An 18,287-nucleotide genomic window follows, 5' to 3' on the forward strand; every position below is an offset into this window, starting at 1 on the left:
CTCAGGCGCCGAGGACGTCCAGCACCCACGGCTTGGACCGCGTCGCGGGGGAGGAGAGCTCGACCTTCCAGCCGTGCGAGGCGAGGAAGTCCCCCAGCTCGGCAGGGGTGCTCGGCTGCGCGCCGCTCGCCAGGAGCGCGCGGGCGACCTCGCCCCTGGTCGCCTTGGCCATGTGGGTGACGACGCTGCGCTTGCCCGAGGCGTCCTCTTTGAACACGCGGACGGCGACGCCGCGGTTCTTCGGGCCCCACACCTGCGCGTAGGCACCGGAGCGCAGATCGATGACGAGCTCGTCGCGGGCGCCGAGGACCTCCCCGACGGCGGGCCTCCACGTCTTCGCGAGCCGCTCGACGCCGGGCAGTTGCGCGGACATCGGCATCCGGTACGGCGGCACGCGGTCGGAGGGCCGCAGCAGGCCCCACAGCGGGGAGGCGATGAGCACCTGGTTGCCGTCGGGCAGATCGCCGAGGCCCAGCCGCTCGTAGAGGACTCCCGTGTACAGCTCCCAGGCCGCGAGGGTCGGGGCGGTGCGCAGCTCGCGGTTCTGCTTGACGTGATGCCGTTGGCGCGCAGTGAGCTTGAGGGCCTCGGCGGCGGTGTCCTCATCGGCGCACAGCTCGACGAGCCGGTCGACGAGGAGCTCGCGGGTGGGGTTCAGCGCCGGTGAGGAGAGTCGCCCGAGGTCGAGGGGCGGCCCGTCGCCTTGACCGGCCTTCCCCTCCGACGGAGGCAGCAGTATGAGCACAGCAGGCGAGTCTACCTGCTTCGACTCCCGGCTTCACAGCGACGCGCGGATGGTTTATAGTACATATGTTCGATCAAGCGGGAGCGGACCCGAATCCCACCGAGGGCCACGTGTGACGCGGATCGAATAGGCGCGGCGGCGGCACCTCCGCAGCACGCCGCCGCGCCGTCCACGACCTCATCCCTCCAGCATGCCATCCCGCCCCGACAACCGAGGTGCCGCACGCCATCCCGCCCGCGCCTCACCTCACCGGATCCGCCCCGATGCGGTAAGGTCGCCGATGGGTCGCTAGCTCAATTGGCAGAGCTGCGGACTTTTAATCCGTAGGTTGTGGGTTCGAGTCCCACGCGACCCACCATCGACCCAATGCCGGCGCAGGAGCGGGCTCCTGGACCGACCGCACTCGGTGGAGCGGCGCCGGTGTCGGAGCCTTCGCCCGCCCGGCCGTCATGATCCCGCCGGCAGCCCTGTCCGAACGCCGAGGCGTGAAGCGCGAAGACCGGTTGCGGGAACGCCGTCCGGCCAGCCGATCTCACCTGGTGCCACGGCGGCACTCGGGGAAAGCGCCGCCGCGTGGGCCTTGGATAGAATTCGCCAGTCATTTCCGTGTCCCTGATGACCCCGAGGGGATGAGCATCTCCAATGGCCGCCTATCTCGAGTTCAGGGTCCTCGGACCGCTCGGCCTCCTTCTCGACGGTGAGCCGGGCCCGGCGCTTCCGCCCATGCAGCGTCGACTGCTCGCCGTCCTGCTCGCTCGCGGCGGGCGGCAGCTCACCTCCGGGGAGCTCGCCGACGCGGTCTGGTCCGGCACGCCGCCGCCGAGCGCGGAGCGGACGCTCCAGGTCCACCTCCACCGTCTGCGGCGTGCGCTCGGGGACCCGACGCGGATCTCCAGGGGCGAGGCGGGCTACCTGATCGACGTCGCCGCCGATGAACTGGACGCCGCGCGATTCGAGCGACTCCTCGCGACCGCTCGGCGTGAACGCGCCGCCGCCCCCGCCGCCGCGGTCGACACGCTGCGGCGGGCGCTGGAGCTGTGGCGAGGGGACGCCTACGTCGGTGTCGACGCGAGCGGCATGGTGGCGGCCGAGGCCCGTCGCCTGGAGTCGCTTCGGCTCGACGCGCAGCAGGAACTCCACGAACTGCAGCTCGACCTCGGGCATCACGAGGAGGCTGTCGGGCCCCTGACGGAGCTGGCCGCGGCGCAGCCGTACCGCGAGCGGCTCACGGCACTGCTCATGCTCGCGCTCTACCGCTCGGGCCGCCAGGCGGAGTCGCTCCGCCTGTTTCGCGACAATCGGCGACGGCTCGTCGACGAACTCGGCATCGAGCCCGGCAAGCTGCTGCGCCGCATACACGATGCGGTGCTGCAGGCCGATGAGCGACTGTTCGCGGTGGTGACCGCCGACCTCGACGGCGACTGGGCTCCCGCGGCGCCCGCGCTCCAGCGGCCCCGCACGCCGGTCCCGAGGGAACTGCCCCAGCCCCCGCACCTCCTCACCGGCCGCGACCGCGAGATGGAGGCATTGGAAGGCCTGCTCGGCCACGCCACGCCCATCGCGCTCATCGTCGGGATGAGCGGCATCGGCAAGACCGCTCTCGCAGTCCACTGGGGACATAAGGTCGCCGACCGCTTCCCCGACGGCCATCTCTTCATCGACCTGCGCGGGCACGGCGACGCGGCACTCTCGCCGCTCGAAGCGCTCACCGCCATGCTCGGCGCGCTCGGCGTCCCTCCGGGGCAGGTTCCCCCCGAGCCCGACCGGGCCGCCGCCCGCTTCCGCAGCCAGGTCGGCGACCGGCGCATGCTCATCGTCCTCGACAACGCCGGAAGCGGCGACCAGGTCAGGCCGCTGCTCCCGGCCGGACCGGACTGCCTGACGCTGGTCACCAGCCGCCACCGGCTGACCGACCTGGTGGTCTTGAACGGGGCGAAGCGGATCTCCCTCGCCCCCTTGGCGCCCGAAGCGGCGCGGTCGCTGCTCGCCGAGTTCGTCCCGCCCGGCGTCGGCGAAGCGGATCTGAACGAACTGGCCGGACTGTGCGGCCGACTGCCGCTGGCACTCCAGATCGCCGCCGCCAAGCTCGCCGACCACCACGACCCCGCCTCCTACAGGCTGATGCTGGCCGAAGGGAACCGCCTCGCCGCATTGGAGGTCGACGGCAGCCCGGACGCCGCGATCCGCGCCGTCTTCGACTCCGCCTACCGCGGCCTCCCGGACGACAGCCGCCGCCTGTTCCGGATCCTCGGCCTCATGCCGGGACCGGACTGCACCGCCGAAGCGGCCGCGCGCCTGGCCGACCGGCCCGTCGCCGACACCGAGCGGATCCTGGAACAGCTGGCGGCCGTGCACCTGCTCGAACACCACCACCCGGGCCGCTACCGCTTCCACGACCTCCTGCGTCTGTACGCCGAAGAGCGCGCGCGATCCGAGGAGCCCTCTGGCGCCCGCGGAGCGGCCGAGCGGCGCCTGTTCGACTGGTACCTGGAACGGGCCGACGAGAGCCGACGCCTGCTGTACCCGGAACTGACCGCGATCGAGCCGCCCGCGGACGGCTCGCGGCCCCGGCTCGAACCCGAAGAGGCGGACGCCTGGATGACGCCCGAACGCGACAACCTCATCGCCGTGCTCCGCCGGGCGGCCGAGGACGGGGGCGTGGGTCCGGCGTGGCGGCTGTTCGACGCTCTCGCCGGACTCGTGTGGCTGGGCGTCCACACCGCCGAGCTGCTGCACATCGGCGAAGCCGTCCTCGCCGCCGCCGAGCGGGACGGCGACCCGCTCGGGCGCGCCGCGACCGAGATCGGCCTCGCGTGGGGCCTGATCAGCGCCAACCATGCCGCCGAAGCGGTCGAGCACGGTGAAGCCGGCGCCGAGCTGGCGGCCGAGGCCGGATCGCCGAGGGCTCTGGCGGCGGCCGACCACCTCCTCGCGCTCGGGTACGCCAGCATCGGACGGCCCCGTGTCGCGCTCGGCCACGTGCAGGCGGCGCTGCGGACCGCCCGGGAACTGGGCCACCCCGTCCTCGAGCGCGAGAACCTCGAGGCGATGGCCGGCATCAACCTCCAGTTGGGGGCGCTCGAGACCGCGGTGGCCCTGCTCCAGGAGGAACTGCGCCTGACCGGAGGCGAGGGCGTCCCCGCCACCGTCACGATGTACGGCAACCTCGCCAGCGCCTACCTGCTGCAAGGCCGCCTCGACCGGGCGCAGGAGTGCTTCGGAGGGCTGGCGTCGGCCGGGGGCCGCGACTTCACCGCCCCCGCCCCCGCGACCGACGCCAGGGTCAGAGTGCGCCTCCTGCTGGCGACGGGCCGACCCGGTGAGGCGCTCGAGGTCGCGGCCGAGGCCGTCGAAGGGCTCGGCGAGCACCCCCAGCGCATCCGCGAAGCGACCGTGGTCGGCCTCCTCGCCGCGGCGCACCACGCGAACGGCGAGTACGCCGAGGCCGTGGCCCGCTATGAGCGGGTGATCGACCTGACCGACCAGGGCTGGCACTACATGCGCGTCGACGCGCTCCTGGGCCGCGCGGGATCGCTCCTGCGCCTCGGCGACATCGACGGCGCCCGCAAGGGCGCGGAGTCGACGATCGCGGCGAGCCGCGCCTCCGGATACGGCGTACTGGAAGGCCTGGCGCTCAACCTGTTCGCCGAGATCGCGCTCGCCGAGGCCGATCCCCGCTCCGCCATCGCGCACGCCGCCGCCGCGCTGCGCAGCCACCGCGAGACCGGGCACCGGCCCGGTGCGGCGGCCGCACTGCGCCTGCTCGGCAAGGCCCACGACGGTGTCGGCGACGTGGAGCGGGCCGCGCGCCTCCACGACGAGGCGACCGCCTGCTACGCCGAGATGGGACTCACCGAGCCGCGATGAGCGCCGCCGTCCCGGACGGTCACTCGGTGGCGAAGAAGAACCCGGTCTGGCCGGTCGGCTGCCAGTCCTTGACGTTGAGGAGCACCGCCGCGGACCGGTCGACGGGAATCTGCGCGCAGAAGGCGCTGGTCACGGTCTCCCCCTCGGCGACCGGGCCGCCGGTGTAGAGCTCGGCGGGGAAGTTCGGGCCGCAGTCGTCATAGGCCACGCCGTCGATCCAGAACGCGAGGACCAGGTCCGAGTGGAAGCTGTTGTCCGGGTCGTCGCCCCGGTACGTGCCCTCGTAGACGACCTTCGCGAACTGGTGGCCCGGCTCGGGCTCCTCGGCGAGGAGCCCGGTGTCCGACATGATCGTCGCGGTGGCGTCGAGCTCGACGCCGGTCACGGCCACGTCCCAGCCCCAGATCTCGGCGCTGTCGCCGAGCGCGATCGGCGACTCGGGACCGGTCCCCGCCGACTCCCCGGCGCCGTCGCCCCCGTCCGAGGACTCGGCGCCGCCGCAGGCGCTGAGTCCGAAGAGGATCGCTGCGGCGATCAGTGCCGTGAAGGCTCGCCGAGGGCGCGTGCGGGCGACGGCGCGGACCTGATCGGTCGATCGCTGCCGGTTCATATCTCTCCTAAGCTCGGGTACGGATGCGCTGCAATGCGACGGGCTTCGGCGCGAACATCTTCGAAACCGCCTGTGGACCCCCTTGGGCACCGGCAGTGCGACGAGTCCCATCGCGGACCAGCGGATTCGAAACCGCCTGTGGACCCCCTTGGGCACCGGCAGTGCGACGAGTCCCATCGCGGACCAGCGGACCGGTCGAGGGCGCCGGGTTCGCGCCGCCGGCCGGGCCCGCCGGATCACGACCTCTTGCCGGAGTCGCCGTCGGGGCCCGTGCCCTGCCTGGGCTCGGGCCCGGGCAGCCGGTTCCGGTTCGGCTCGAAGTAATTGGTGCGGTCGTTGGGGTCGGGGAGCGAAATCGGGCCCGGCAGCACTGGATCACCGGGGACGTTCGCGGCGCCGGTGGACGGGTTGTACGGGGCTTCGGCCGCCGGCGGGGCTCCGGTGAAGTCGTGCTCGATCCCCGCCGCGACGCCGGTGGCGAAACCGCCGTCCGTGATGAGGCCGACGATCATGTTCGCGACGTTCAGGGACCGCGTGAACACGCCCGGGCCCCCGGATTCGGATCGGCTGAACCAGCCCCTGAGCCGCCCGGCCACCTCTTGGGGCATGCTCCCCGCCCCCTGTTCCTCCAGCCGTCGCAGCGCCCCCGCGTTGCCCTCGGTGTCCGCCAGGGCCTGAACGAGGTCGTCCCCCGTCTGGCCGTCCCGGCGCGCCAGCGCCTCGAAGACGGACTGCATCTGGCTTCGACGGGGTTCGTCCAGGTCGCGCAGTGCGAAACGGCCGAGAGGGCCGAGGCCGGACTCCCTCGGCATCGTGACCAACCGCTCTCCGGCGGGTCCCGTCCCCGAAGCGACGAGGCCGCCGTCCACGGCGTCCGCTATTCCGAGATGGACCAGGGTGATCGTGCCGCCGTCTTCGAGTCGCACCGTCGGCGACGACCGGGGTCGAGCGGCACCCGCTCCGCTGTCGAGATCCGCCGGGGCGCCGTCGCCGCCGCGGCTTTGGACCGCAGGGGTGTCGATGTCGACGTTGGGGATGTTCGGCGTGGGGTTGACGTTGAGGTTCGGGATGTTGACCGCCCCCTAGAATTCGATGAGAAGTTTGAGGTTCTGGTAGCTGGCGATGAAGGCCATGACCCAGCCGAAGATGGTGCCGCACCATTCGATGACGGCGCCCACGATGCCGAGGGCGATCGCCGGCGCGGTCACGATGCCCATCGCCTCGAGCGAGTAGACGATGCACTTCGCGACGCAGTCGGCGATGAACTCCCGGATGAGTTCGCGGGTGATCGTCATCAGCCCGGCCGCGCCCTGGGTGGCCGCGCCCATCGACGCCGCCGTGCCGCTGAGACCGCCGATCGCCTCGACGTTGTGCCCCATGAGCGCCCGGTACTTCTCGGCGGCCTCGCCGGTCCAGCCCGTCAGGTCCTTCGACAGCGCCGCCCCGAGCTCCTCCCAGATCGAGTACAGCTCGCTCGACATGTTGTGCCAGGTGGTGGAGTGGGCGGTCACCAGGTCGGGCTTGCCGGACACGAAGTCCAGTGCCTCGCGCATCGGCTCGAAGTACTCCATCGCCCAGCCCAGGCCGTTCGACAGGAGCGCGCTGAACGGATCCATCGACGCTCCGTACACCTCGAACGCCAGGCCCAGGCCGCCGAGGCTCGCATCGACCCAGTTCTCGGACGAGATCGCGTCGGCCACCCCCTGGGCGCTTTCGAGCAGGCTCGAGCCGCTCCACGCCTCCCGAGTCGACTCGACCTCCGCGATCAACGAGTCGTCGCCCATGGCCCTATGCCTCCTGCTCCGCGAACAGCCCCTGCATCTCCTGCTGTGTCGCCTTGTCCGTGTCGTCGTAGGCGGCGGCCGCGGCCCGCAGCTCACCGGCGGCGAGCGTCAGGTTCTCCCGCACCCGCGCGACGAGCTGGTCCTGCGCCAGGTGGCGGTTCGCCATGATCAGCGACATCCACAGGCAGTAGAAGCCGTACGCCTCGTCGTCCTGCACGATGTGCGTGCTGGCCTCCTCGATCGCATCGAAGCGCGCTGCCAGGGACTCCAGGGTCGCGGCGTGCTCCAGCAGCTCCTCGGACTCGACGGTGTATCCCTCGGCCATCACAGCTCCGCCGGCGAGGAGGGAACGAGACCACTGCGGAGACGCTCGGCGATCGCCTGCCCCGCGGCACTGTCCTCGCCCATCGTCTCGCCGATGACCTGCGCGGTCTCTTCCGAAACGCGGCGGCGGGCCTCGGCGAGGGTCTCCATGAGCGCGCGGGAGGCGTCCTCGGGTCGGACGCGTTTGATCCGTTCGCTGAAGCTGACGTCGAGCAGCATCCCGCCGGAGTCGACGGTCACCTCGACGATGCGGTTCGGGTCGTGGTGCGTACACCGCAAGCCTTCGAGCCGTTCGTTCATCGCCTTCGTATCGGCCGCGAGCTTGTCGAGCCGGTCCTTCCACGCCTCGACGCGGGCGACCGCCGCAGCGGGATCAGTCCCTCGAAAGTCCATGCAGCGCTGACCTCCTCCATGTCGGCGAAGCCGACTCGCGCCTGGCGGCCGGCTTCGTGTTGGCGAAGAGGTTAACCGTGGCGCCTTGCCGGACACTTGCCATAGTGTTGCGGCGCATCGGAGAAGGCGGCCCCGCAGGTCGTCGGGCGAGCCGAAGGGCGGAAAGTCGCCGTCGAGGGTCGGCTCAACGGTGGAAGAGCTGTGGACAAACCGGCGAGAACGCCGGTCGCCCCGCGGGCCATAGGCCGTTCTCGAAACCATGGGCTGTGGGTCCGAGCCCCACCGAAGACGAAGGGGCCACCGCCGAGCGGTGGCCCCTTCGTGTCGCCTTCGCCTACTCTGCGGCGAGGAACTCGGTGTTCAGCAGCAGGTTCGGGCTGCCGTTCGTCTCGCCGACGATGTCCGGGACCGCGTTCGACGTCAGCGCCTCGGCGACCTCGGCGGGCGTCGCCTCCGGGTTGGCCTCGAGGTACAGCGCCGCGACGCCCGCGACGTGCGGGGTCGCCATGGACGTGCCCGAGATGGTGTTCGAGGCGTCGTCGCCGTCGATCCACGCCGAGGTGATCTCGTGGCCCGGCGCCATGATGTCGACGCACTCGCCCCAGTTCGACCACGAGGTCGCGGAGTCGGCCGAGTCGGTGGCGCCCACCGTGATAGCGCTCGGCTCCGAGGCCGGGGAGGTGTCGCACGCGTCCAGGCCGTCGTTGCCCGAGGCCAGCGCGAACGTCACGCCCGCGGCCACCGCCTCGGCGACCACGTCGTTCAGCGCCTGGCTGAAGGTGCCGCCCAGGCTCATGTTCGCGATCGACGGGCCCGAGGCGTTCGCCGCGATCCAGTCGATGCCCGCGATGATGCCCGCGTACGAGCCCGTGCCGCCGCAGTCCAGGACGCGGACCGGCTCTAGCGTGACCTCCTTGGCCAGGCCGTAGGTCTCGCCGCCGATGGTGCCCGCGACGTGGGTGCCGTGGCCGTTGCAGTCCGAGGCGTCGCCGCCGAAGTCGATCGCGTCGTAGCCTTCGCCGACGCGGTCGCCGAACTCGCTGTGGGTCCGGTTGATCCCCGTGTCGAGGACGTACGCGGTGACGCCCGCGCCGCTGTAGTCGTACTCGTACGAGGCGTCGAGCGGCAGATCGGTCTGGTCGACGCGGTCGAGGCCCCACGAGGGCGGGTCGGTCTGGATGTCGGCGACGCTGACCGTCCGGTTCTGCTCGACGTAGGCCACCGCGTCGTCCGCGGCGAGTTCCACGGCCTCCTCGGGGCTCATCTCGGCGACGAAGCCGCCCAGGACGTCGAGCTCGTCGACCACCTCGACCGAGCCCGCCACGTCCTCCACCACGTCATCGACCATTGCCGAGACGCCTTGGGGCGCTTCCTCTTCGAGGACCACGAGGTATTCGCCGGCGATCGCGTCCGCCGACTCGGCGCCGAGGATGACGTCGGCGGGGTCCACCGACTCGGTCTGTTCGGCGCTGGCCATCGCGTTCACCGCGAGCAGCGAGCCGCCGGCGACCGCGCCGGCAACCGCTATCGCAGCGCCGCGGCGGAGCCGCCGTTTTCCTGCCGTTGACATGACGGGGGAACTCCTTTGTGTTCAGCCCCTGGGGACGGCTGACGCGGGGGTGGCGTTGGGGGGTCGCCCGGGGGAGATGATTCAACTGTTCGACCCATAAGGGCCTTATGTTCTGAGGCTAAGGTATAGAGCAAAGTTCGTAAAGGGCCCGAAAGCGAAAATTAAATCATTGAACGATCACGCACAGTTTCTGTCTAAAAAAGACAATCTTCTCGAAGCGGACTCGTCACGGAGAGCGACATCGCGGTGCGACGGAGGAGGGCGGAGCGCGAACTCGCGTCGGTCCCGTGACACCGACGCTTTCGGGTTCTCCCGCCGAGGGTGGAAAAGCCGCCGTGAAATGGGAGGGCCTCGGACGGGAGGTGCGAATCAGTGAACGGCAACGCCGTCACCGAGCGGTGATCTCCGGCGAGGCCGCAGTGCGATGCCGGGTTCGCCTGCTTCGATTCGCCGTGGGCCCCAATGGTTCCATCGAGCCTCGGACGCCTCGGGTCAGTCGGCCAGGTCCATCCAGCGCTCTTCGATCTCGTCGCGTTCGCGCTCCAGATCGCCCAGCCGCCCCTGAAGCTCGGTGAGCTTGCCGGGATCGGTCGCGAACTCGGCCATGTCGGCGTGGACGGCCGCGATCTTGTCCTCGACCTTCTCCAGGCGCCGCTCGAGCTTCGACAGCTCCTTCTGCGTGGCGCGGTCGATCGTCGACTGCGAAGGCGCCTTCGCCCGCGCGGCGGCCGGAGCGGCCGAGTCGCTCTTCGCCTCGGCCCGGCGCTCGAGGTACTCCTCGATGCCCCGCGGCAGCATCCGAAGGCGCTTGTCCCCCAGCAGCGCCCACGTCTCGTCGGCGACGCGCTCGGTGAAGTAGCGGTCGTGGCTGACCACGATCATCGTGCCCGGCCAGTCGTCGAGCAGGTCCTCCAGCTGCGTCAGCGTCTCGATGTCGAGGTCGTTCGTCGGCTCGTCGAGGAACAGCACGTTCGGCTCGGCCATGAGCAGCCGCGCCAACTGGAGCCGCCGCCGCTGCCCGCCTGAGAGGTCGCGCACCAGCGTGCGCTGGCGCCCGCCGACGAAGCCCAGCCGCTCCGCCAGCTGCCCGGCCGTCATCTCCTTCCTGCCCCACTGGACCCGCTTGGCGACCCGCTCGATCGACTCGAGGACCCGCCACGAGCCGTCCAGGTCCTCCATGTGCTGCGTCAGCCACGCCAGCTTCACCGTCCGGCCCACCTTGACGCGCCCGGCCGCGGGCCGACGGTCCTCGGTCGCGTCGGCCAGGGTCCGCAGCAGCGAGGTCTTGCCCGCGCCGTTGACGCCGACCAGGCCGACGCGCTTGCCCGGCCCGAGCATCCAGTCGAGGTGCTCGAGCAGGACCTGGTCCCCGGCCTTGACGGTCACGTCGTGCGCCTCGAAGACGGTCTTGCCGAGGCGCGCGGTGGCGAACGAGACCAGCTCGGCCGCATCGCGCGGCGGCGGCTCGTTCGCGATGAGCTCGTTGGCCGCGTCGACGCGGAACTTCGCCTTCGATGTGCGCGCCTTGGGGCCGCGCCTGAGCCAGGCGAGCTCCTTGCGCATCAGGTTCTGGCGCTTCTCCTCGGCGAGCGCGGCCTGGCGCTCGCGCTCGGCACGGGCCAGCACGTAGGCGCTGTAGCCGCCGTCGTACTCGAAGACGCTGCCGCCCTGGACGTCCCAGATCCGGTCGCACAGCTCGTCGAGGAACCACCGGTCGTGGGTGACGACGACGATCGCCGACTTCGTCGAGTTGAGGTAGGCCGCGAGCCAGGCGATGCCCTCGATGTCGAGGTGGTTGGTCGGCTCGTCGAGCAGGAGGAGGTCGGCGCCTTCGGTGACGCTCGCGGGCCGTCCGTCGGCACTGCCGACCAGGACGCGGGCGAGGTCGACGCGCCTGCGCTCGCCGCCGGAGAGCACGCCGATCCGCGAGTCGAGCCCGTCGGGCAGGCTCGGCGCGTCGAGGCCGCCGAACAAGCCGCCGAGGACTTCGCGCACGCGCGGCGAGGAGGCCCACTCGTGGGCGTCGGCGTCGCCGAACAGGGCGCTTCGCACGGTCGAGGCGTCGGGGAGCGTGTCGGTCTGGCCGAGGCTCGCGACGGTGGTCCCGCCGGTGCGGACGACGCGGCCGGAGTCGGGCTCCTCGGTGCGCGCGATGAGCTTCAGCAGCGTCGACTTCCCGTCGCCGTTGCGGCCGACGACGCCGATGCGCTGCCCGGCGGAGACGCCGAGCGAGACCGCATCGAGGATGACCTGGTCGGGGTAGGCCTTGGAGACGGTCTCGAGGTTCACGAGGTTCGGCGCTGCTGACACGTGGACCAAGGCTACCGGGGGCGACGGCGGCGACGTCCGCGAGCCGGGCATCGGCACGGCCGCGCGACTTGCCAACGCTTGCGGAGCCGTATATGGTGTCATCTGGATGTCATAATGACGTCAGATTGGAATCGCATGTCCCGCCCCAGATTCCCCGCCGCCCGCGGCGTCGCCACCGTCATACGGCTGCTGCCCCGCATCAGCCGTCCCCGCACCGCGCTGTTCGCCTCCACCACCGTCGCCGTGGCAGCCCTCCCGCTGACCATGACCATCGCCACCGGCCTGCTCATCGGGCGCGTCCCGACCGCCGCCGAGGCCGGACCCGGCTCCGCGGAGGCCCGCGAGGCCTACCTGCTCCTCGCCGTCGCCGCCGCCGCGCTCCTGCTCAACAGACTGGTGCTCAACCTCCACAACGCGAACGCCCGCAACCTCGGGCGCGATCTCGAACTGCTGCTCCAAGACCGTCTCGTCACCGCGGTCGGCCGACCCGTCGGGATCGCCCACCTCGAAGACCACGACGTGCTCGCACTGCTGCGGATCGCCCGCCAGCTCGGCATGGACTACATCCGCCCCGAACGCGCCGTCCAGGGCCTCGCCGCCGTCGCCCCCCAGTTCCTCGCCGCCTTCGGCGCCTCGATCGTCCTGGCCTCCTTCAACCTCTGGATCGGCCTCGCCTGGCTCGCCGCCTGGCCGGCGATCTTCTTCGCCATGCAGAACGAATACGCCCGCATCGGCAAGACCGCCTATCTGCGCTCGACCGAGATGCGCGAGACCGAGTACCTCCGCGACCTCGCCATCTCCGCCGAACCCGCCAAGGAGATCCGCGTCTGGGGCATGATGCCGTGGCTCCTGGCCCGTTACGACCGCGCCTGGGACGAGACCATGGGCCCGGTGGCCCGGACCCGGCGGGTGCGCAAGCGCACTGCGCTCGGCGTCGCGTTCGCGCTGCTGATCCTGTTCGGCGGCACCGCGGTGGCCCTGGTCGGCGCCGGGCTGGCGAGCCTGGTCGGCTTCGGCGCACTGGCCGTCTACGTCCTCGCGCTCAACAACCTGTCGGCATTCTCCGCCTTCAACGACGAGGCCGCGTTCCTGTCCTTCGGCGCGCTGCCGATCCCGAAGGTGCTCGACCTCGACGCCCGGCTCGCCTTCGACCACGGGACCGTCACCGCCGCCCTCGCACCCGCGGCCCCCGAGCGGACCATACGCTTCGAGGGCGTCTCCTTCGCCTACCCCGGCGGCGACGTCGCCGTGATCGAAGGCCTGGACCTGGAGATCGAGGCGGGGACCTCGCTGGCGATCGTCGGACACAACGGCGCCGGAAAGACCAGCCTCGTCAAACTCCTGTGCGGTTTCTACAAGCCGAGTTCTGGAAAGATCACAGTGGACGGCGTCGATCTGGCCGGGATCGACTCCGCCGAATGGCGCACCCGGCTGTCGGCGCTGTTCCAGGACTTCACCCGCTACCGGCTCACCGTCCGCGACAACATCACCCTCGGCGCCCCGCACCTGGCGGACGACACCGACAAGATCTGGAAGGCCTGCGAGCCCATGGGCATCCGCGGCCTCATCGAATCCCTCCCCGAGGGCCTCGACACGGTCCTCTCCAGTGAGTTCGAGGGCGGTACCGACCTCTCCGGCGGACAGTGGCAGCGCATCGCCCTGGCCCGCGCCCTGTTCGCCGTCCAGGCCGGAGCGAAGATCCTCATCATGGACGAGCCCGCCGCGGCCCTCGACGTCCGTGCCGAAGCCGAACTCTACGAGCAGTTCCTCGACATCACCTCCGGGCTGACCACCATCGTCATCTCACACCGCTTCTCCACCGTCCGCCGGGCCGACCGCATCGTCGTCCTCGACGGCGGCGCGGTCGTCGAAGACGGCGGCCACGGCCGGCTCATGGCCCTCGGCGGCCGCTACGCCGAGGCGTTCACCCTCCAAGCCTCCCGACTCGCCCGACAGGAGCCCAGCTGATGCTCGACGACCTCAAGACCGGCTGGCGCGGTTACTGGAACAGCCTGGCCATCGGCTACCGCGCCGCCCCCGCCGCCGTCATCGCCCAGATCGCGCTCGCGCTCCTCCAAGCCGTGCTCATGCCGCTGGTCGCCTACTGCACCAAGCTCTTCGTCGACGGCGTCCAGCACGGCGACGAGCGCACCGCCTACCTCGCCGCCGCCGCGTTCGCGGTCGGCATCGCCGTGATCTGGGGCAACCTGTTCGTCTACCTCAAGCTCGTGTTCGCGGTGCTCGACCACGCCCATCGCGCGGCCGACCGGGAGCTCATGTCCCTGATGGGCACCCCGCCGGGCCTGGACCACCACGAGCGGGCCGACTACCTCGACCAGGTCCAGCGCATCCGCGAAGACCGCTGGATGCTCGGCGGCGCGGTCAACCAGACCTCCCAGTGGCTGCGCGCGGTCGTGACCATCCTCGTGGGCGGCGCCCTGCTCGCCCTCGTGCACCCGCTGCTCCTGCTGTTCCCGGCGATCACACTGGGCGCGATGGGGTTCGCCAGGCGCGCCAGTGACATCGAGATCAAGGCGATGGAGCGGACCAGCGAAGCCGAACGCAGGCGGCGCCACCTGTTCGAGGTCGCGACGGCCGCGCCTTCGGGCAAGGAGCTGCGGATCTTCGGCAACGCCGACGAGGTCGCCCGCCGCCACCGCCTGGCCGGGCGGGAGGTGGTGTCCGAGCGCAACAGGGCACAGTGGAAAGGCGCGCGGGTGGCGACCGGTGAAGGCCTGCTCTCCGCCGCCGCCATGGCCGCCGGTGTCGGCTTCGTCCTCTACCTGGCCCTGCGCGGCGGCGCCACCGCGGGCGACGTCGTCCTCCTGGTCGGTCTGGTCGGCATGGTCGCCTCACAGGCCGGGCAGCTCGCGATGCAAACGGTCCTGCTGATCCGCGTCGGACGCCTCGGGCGGCGCCTCGCCTGGCTGAAGGACTACGCCGACGCCTCGGCGGGCCCGGCCGAGCCCGCGCCGGTCCCCGCCCGGCTCGTCGAAGGCATCGCCCTCGACGGCGTCTCCTTCGCCTACCCCGGGGCCGAACGCCCCACGCTCGACGACGTCTCACTTCACCTGCCCGCCGGGAAGGTCGTGGCCCTGGTCGGCGAGAACGGCGCGGGGAAGACCACCCTCGTCAAGCTCCTGTCGGCCTTCTACCGCCCCACCGGCGGCGCGGTCACCGTCGACGGCGCCGACCTGTCCGACTTCGACGTCGACCAGTGGCGGCGGCGCATCGGCGCGACCTTCCAGGACTTCGCCCAGTTCGAGTTCACCGCCCGCGAGACCGTCGGCGTCGGCGACCTCGACGGCGGCTCAGGCGGTGCCTTCGACGACGAGCGGGTCCGCTCCGCGATGGCCCGCGCCGGTGCCGACGACGTCATCGGCGACCTCCCCTCCGGCCTGGACACCCGCCTCGGCACCCGCTGGGACGAGGGCACCGACCTGTCCGGCGGCCAATGGCAGAAGCTCGCCATCGGCCGCGGCCGCATGCGGCGCGAGCCGCTCTTGGTCGTCTTCGACGAGCCGACCGCGGCGCTCGATCCGCAGACCGAGCACGCCCTGTTCGAGAAGTTCGCCGAAGAGGTCCGCGCCGGACGCGGCAGGGGCACCGTCACCGTCCTGGTCTCGCACCGCTTCTCGACGGTCTCCATGGCCGACCTCATCGTCGTCCTCGAAGGCGGCCGCGTCACCGAGACCGGCACCCACGACGAGCTCATGGCCCGCGGCGGCGCCTACGCCGAGCTCTACGGACTCCAGTCCTCGGCCTACCGCTAGGCCGATTCCTATACTGAGCCGATGGAACTCGCGTTCAGCGGCGAGGTCTGGTTCTGGAGGGGCCCGGCGCCGTGGTACTTCGTCTCGGTGCCCGAGGACGCCTGCCGTGAACTGGCGGCGGCCTCCGATGTCGTCAGCTACGGCTGGGGCATGGTCCCCGTTGCCGCCCACATCGGATCGACCTCCTGGAAGACCTCCCTGTGGCCCAAGGACGGCGGCTACATCGTCCCGATCAAGGCCGCTGTGCGGAGGGCCGAAGGCGTCGAGGAGGGCGACACCGTCGCGATCCGCCTGACCGTCGACCTGTGAAGCGGGGCCGCGGGCGTCCCCCGCGGCCCCGCCCCATGTCGCTCAGGTGCGGTTGTAGGCGCTGGCGACCGCGCGCATCGTCGCCAGGACGATGTTCGGGTGCACGCCCGCGCCCCACACCGTCTTGCCCTCGATGACGCACTCCACGTAGGACGCGGCCTGCGCGTGCTGCCCGGCCGACAGCGCGTGCTCGGCGTAGTCCAGCACCTCGACCCCGATGCCCACCGACGTCAGGGCGTCGGTGAACGCCGAGAGCGGGCCGTTGCCGGTCCCCGAGATCTTCTGCTCCACGCCGTCGAGGGTGATCTCGGCGTCCAGCGTGAGCGTCTCGTCGGCGTAGTTCGTGACGTGGTCGTCCACGACCAGGCGCCGCCGCGGCTGGTACTCCGGGTGGTACTCGGTACGGAAGATCTCGTGGATCTGCGCCGAGGACACCTCCTTGCCGGAGGCGTCGGTGTGCCGCTGGATCGCCTGGCTGAACTCGACCTGCATGCGCCGCGGCAGGTCGAAGCCGTACTCCGACTGCATGACGTAGGCGACCCCGCCCTTGCCGGACTGGGAGTTGACGCGGATGACCGCCTCGTAGCTGCGGCCGACGTCCTTCGGGTCGATCGGCAGGTACGGCACGCCCCACGTGAAGTCGTCGACCTCGGCGCCGGCGGCCTCGGCGTCCTTGGCCAGGTGCGCGAAGCCCTTCTTGATCGCGTCCTGGTGCGAACCGGAGAACGCCGTGTACACCAGGTCCCCGGCGTAGGGGTGCCGCTCGGGCACCGGCAGCTGGTTGCAGTACTCGACGGCCCGCTTGATCTCGTCGATGTTCGAGAAGTCGATCTTCGGGTCCACGCCCTGGCTGAACAGGTTCATGCCGAGGGTCACCAGGCATACGTTGCCGGTGCGCTCGCCGTTGCCGAACAGGCAGCCCTCCACGCGGTCGGCGCCGGCCTGGACGGCCAGCTCGGCCGCGGCGACGCCGGTGCCCCGGTCGTTGTGCGGGTGCACCGACAGGACCAGCGACCGGCGGTTCGGCAGGTTCCGGTGCATCCATTCGATCGAGTCGGCGTACACGTTCGGGGTGGCCATCTCGACCGTCGACGGCAGGTTGACGATGAGCGGCCAGTCCGGGGTGGGCTGGATGACCTCGGCGACCTTCGAGCACACCTCCAGGGCGTAGTCGAGCTCGGTGCCGGTGTAGGACTCGGGGGAGTACTCGTAGCGGATGGCCGTCTCGGGGGTGATGGCCTCGGCGTACTTCATGCTCATCCGGGCGCCGGTGGTGGCGATGTCGGTGATGCCGTCCCTGTCGAGGCCGAACACGACGCGGCGCTGCAGCGTCGAGGTCGAGTTGTAGAAGTGGACGATGGCCTGCTTGGCGCCGCGCAGGCTCTCGAAGGTCCGCTCGATCAGGTGCTCGCGGCACTGGGTGAGCACCTGGATGGTGACGTCGTCGGGGATCAGGTCCTGCTCGATGAGCTGCCGGACGAAGTCGAAGTCGGTCTGGGAGGCCGAAGGGAAGCCCACTTCGATCTCCTTGTAGCCCATGTCGACCAGCAGTTGGAACATCTTCCGCTTGCGGTCGGGCGTCATCGGGTCGATGAGGGCCTGGTTGCCGTCGCGCAGGTCCACCGCGCACCAGATCGGCGCGGTGTCGATGACCTGGTCGGGCCAGGTGCGCCCCGGCAGGTCGACGGTGAACTGATCGAAGTAGGGCCGGTATCGCTTGGCGCGGTCTGCGAAGACTGGAGAAGTCAACGGTTGCTCCTTGAATCGCGGTTGTCATTGCCAGCCGGCATGCCAGAACCCGCGGCGAGGGAGCCGACCTAGTTGGCCCCGCCGCGGCAGCTAAGGAGCATCGAATACCGCATGATCGCAGCCGAGCCTACACCCGGTGACCACCGGCGTCGATGCGGTGTCCGGACATTGGGACGTCTCAGGAGCCGATGACCAGCTCGTCGAGGGGCAGCCGGGCGCGCGGCGCGCGGTCGGGGCCGGCGACGCCGTCGGCCAGGCGCTCCGGGTCGCCGGCGACGCCGATCGCGGCCACCGCGGTCGGCTCGAACGGCTCCGGCAGGTCGAACTCGCCGGCGATGGCCGCGGCGTCGAAGCCGCCCATCTGCCGGACCGTCAGGCCCTCGGCGGCGGCCTGGAACGTCAGGTGCGCCATGGACTGCCCGAGGTCGTAGGCGGCGTGGCGCAGCGGCCCCTTCGCATTGGACTCGACGCGCACGGCGACGATGAGGGCCGAGGCGTGCTGCGCCCACTCGGCGTTGCCGGGGTCGAGGCAGTCGAGCACCCGCTTGAACTCGGGGGTGTCGCGCCTGGAGACGATGAACCGCCACGGCTGGGTGTTGCCGGACGAGGGCGACCACCGCGCGGCCTCGAGCAGTGCGGCGATCTGCCCGTCGCTCAGGTCGACGCCGTCCTCGAAGGCCCGGGTCGACTGGCGGGACGCCAGCAGCGGGTGGATCGGCACGGAGGTCTCGGCGTGCCGGTCGATCGGTCCGTTCATGTGCTATCACCTGGATGGTGTGTCAGCGGCCGCGCACCGGCGCGGCCTCGGCGATCTGCCGACTTTCATGGTGCCACGGCGAGGCCCGGATTCCCG

The 18,287-nt window shown here is 71.1% G+C and carries 14 protein-coding genes and 1 tRNA gene; 5 read left to right on the top strand and 10 right to left on the bottom strand.

Going from position 1 to position 18,287, the window contains the following annotated elements:
• Nucleotide 1: 1 nt before the first annotated feature.
• Entirely contained in the window at nucleotides 2-745 is a 744-nt protein-coding gene (locus YWW_RS0125780; protein WP_026932331.1) for a YaaA family protein, read from the bottom strand.
• 282 nt (nucleotides 746-1,027) lie between these two features.
• On the opposite strand from YWW_RS0125780, the gene YWW_RS0125785 reads away from it, so the two are divergent.
• Nucleotides 1,028-1,103 (top strand) — tRNA-Lys (locus tag YWW_RS0125785).
• Nucleotides 1,104-1,387: 284 nt separating this feature from the next.
• Nucleotides 1,388-4,612, top strand: a complete 3,225-nt coding sequence (locus YWW_RS0125790; RefSeq protein ID WP_026932332.1) for an AfsR/SARP family transcriptional regulator — start codon at nucleotides 1,388-1,390, stop codon at nucleotides 4,610-4,612.
• Between the two features lie 19 nt (nucleotides 4,613-4,631).
• Here the strand turns inward: YWW_RS0125790 and YWW_RS0125795 are convergent, their stop codons facing one another.
• The 7 genes from YWW_RS0125795 to YWW_RS0125825 form a co-directional block, all read right to left on the bottom strand.
• Nucleotides 4,632-5,222, bottom strand: a complete 591-nt coding sequence (locus YWW_RS0125795) for a hypothetical protein (RefSeq protein WP_026932333.1) — start codon at nucleotides 5,220-5,222, stop codon at nucleotides 4,632-4,634.
• 236 nt (nucleotides 5,223-5,458) lie between these two features.
• Nucleotides 5,459-6,148: a hypothetical protein gene (locus tag YWW_RS0125800; RefSeq protein ID WP_026932334.1), complete on the bottom strand. Its 690-nt coding sequence runs from the start codon at nucleotides 6,146-6,148 to the stop codon at nucleotides 5,459-5,461.
• Nucleotides 6,149-6,304: 156 nt separating this feature from the next.
• Entirely contained in the window at nucleotides 6,305-7,006 is a 702-nt protein-coding gene (locus YWW_RS0125805; RefSeq protein WP_026932335.1) for a WXG100 family type VII secretion target, read from the bottom strand.
• Between the two features lie 4 nt (nucleotides 7,007-7,010).
• The gene (locus tag YWW_RS33180; RefSeq protein WP_051326329.1) at nucleotides 7,011-7,331 is read right to left on the bottom strand and encodes a type VII secretion target; all 321 of its coding nucleotides are present in this window, start codon (nucleotides 7,329-7,331) and stop codon (nucleotides 7,011-7,013) included.
• Entirely contained in the window at nucleotides 7,331-7,723 is a 393-nt protein-coding gene (locus tag YWW_RS36590) for a YbaB/EbfC family nucleoid-associated protein (protein WP_051326330.1), read from the bottom strand. The genes YWW_RS33180 and YWW_RS36590 overlap by 1 nt, the downstream gene beginning before the upstream one ends.
• Before the next feature lie 334 nt (nucleotides 7,724-8,057).
• On the bottom strand, nucleotides 8,058-9,293 hold the full coding sequence (locus tag YWW_RS0125820; RefSeq protein WP_026932336.1) for a S8 family peptidase: 1,236 nt from the start codon (nucleotides 9,291-9,293) through the stop codon (nucleotides 8,058-8,060).
• Between the two features lie 492 nt (nucleotides 9,294-9,785).
• On the bottom strand, nucleotides 9,786-11,603 hold the full coding sequence (locus tag YWW_RS0125825) for an ABC-F family ATP-binding cassette domain-containing protein (protein ID WP_035697845.1): 1,818 nt from the start codon (nucleotides 11,601-11,603) through the stop codon (nucleotides 9,786-9,788).
• Nucleotides 11,604-11,738: 135 nt separating this feature from the next.
• On the opposite strand from YWW_RS0125825, the gene YWW_RS33190 reads away from it, so the two are divergent.
• From YWW_RS33190 to YWW_RS0125860, 3 genes are read left to right on the top strand one after another with little or no spacing between them, the layout of a single operon-like run.
• Nucleotides 11,739-13,571 (top strand): ABC transporter ATP-binding protein, encoded by a 1,833-nt coding sequence (locus YWW_RS33190; RefSeq protein ID WP_051326332.1) that lies wholly within the window; start codon nucleotides 11,739-11,741, stop codon nucleotides 13,569-13,571.
• Complete coding sequence (locus tag YWW_RS0125855) at nucleotides 13,571-15,376, top strand: ABC transporter ATP-binding protein (protein WP_035705121.1); 1,806 nt, start codon at nucleotides 13,571-13,573, stop codon at nucleotides 15,374-15,376. The genes YWW_RS33190 and YWW_RS0125855 overlap by 1 nt, the downstream gene beginning before the upstream one ends.
• 21 nt (nucleotides 15,377-15,397) lie before the next feature.
• Nucleotides 15,398-15,685 (top strand): DUF1905 domain-containing protein, encoded by a 288-nt coding sequence (locus tag YWW_RS0125860; RefSeq protein WP_026932340.1) that lies wholly within the window; start codon nucleotides 15,398-15,400, stop codon nucleotides 15,683-15,685.
• Nucleotides 15,686-15,727: 42 nt separating this feature from the next.
• On the opposite strand, the gene leuA is transcribed toward YWW_RS0125860, so the two are convergent.
• Together leuA and YWW_RS0125870 are read right to left on the bottom strand one after the other, a co-directional pair.
• Entirely contained in the window at nucleotides 15,728-17,434 is a 1,707-nt protein-coding gene (gene leuA, locus YWW_RS0125865) for a 2-isopropylmalate synthase (protein ID WP_026932341.1), read from the bottom strand.
• A 178-nt stretch (nucleotides 17,435-17,612) separates the two neighbouring features.
• Nucleotides 17,613-18,191 (bottom strand): nitroreductase family protein, encoded by a 579-nt coding sequence (locus tag YWW_RS0125870; protein ID WP_026932342.1) that lies wholly within the window; start codon nucleotides 18,189-18,191, stop codon nucleotides 17,613-17,615.
• Between the last annotated feature and the right edge of the window lie 96 nt (nucleotides 18,192-18,287).

Source organism: Glycomyces tenuis DSM 44171 (assembly GCF_000427885.1).
Taxonomy (GTDB): domain Bacteria; phylum Actinomycetota; class Actinomycetes; order Mycobacteriales; family Micromonosporaceae; genus Glycomyces; species Glycomyces tenuis.

Excerpts from the sequence above, each read along its gene's own strand:
- YWW_RS0125860 (WP_026932340.1), top strand. The coding sequence starts at position 15,398 with ATGGAACTCGCGTTCAGCGGCGAGGTCTGGTTCTGGAGGGGCCCGGCG.
- YWW_RS0125820 (WP_026932336.1), bottom strand. The coding sequence starts at position 9,293 with ATGTCAACGGCAGGAAAACGGCGGCTCCGCCGCGGCGCTGCGATAGCG.
- YWW_RS0125870 (WP_026932342.1), bottom strand. The coding sequence starts at position 18,191 with ATGAACGGACCGATCGACCGGCACGCCGAGACCTCCGTGCCGATCCAC.
- YWW_RS0125805 (WP_026932335.1), bottom strand. The coding sequence starts at position 7,006 with ATGGGCGACGACTCGTTGATCGCGGAGGTCGAGTCGACTCGGGAGGCG.
- YWW_RS0125855 (WP_035705121.1), top strand. The coding sequence starts at position 13,571 with ATGCTCGACGACCTCAAGACCGGCTGGCGCGGTTACTGGAACAGCCTG.
- YWW_RS0125790 (WP_026932332.1), top strand. The coding sequence starts at position 1,388 with ATGGCCGCCTATCTCGAGTTCAGGGTCCTCGGACCGCTCGGCCTCCTT.
- YWW_RS33190 (WP_051326332.1), top strand. The coding sequence starts at position 11,739 with ATGTCCCGCCCCAGATTCCCCGCCGCCCGCGGCGTCGCCACCGTCATA.
- YWW_RS33180 (WP_051326329.1), bottom strand. The coding sequence starts at position 7,331 with ATGGCCGAGGGATACACCGTCGAGTCCGAGGAGCTGCTGGAGCACGCC.
- YWW_RS0125795 (WP_026932333.1), bottom strand. The coding sequence starts at position 5,222 with ATGAACCGGCAGCGATCGACCGATCAGGTCCGCGCCGTCGCCCGCACG.
- YWW_RS36590 (WP_051326330.1), bottom strand. The coding sequence starts at position 7,723 with ATGGACTTTCGAGGGACTGATCCCGCTGCGGCGGTCGCCCGCGTCGAG.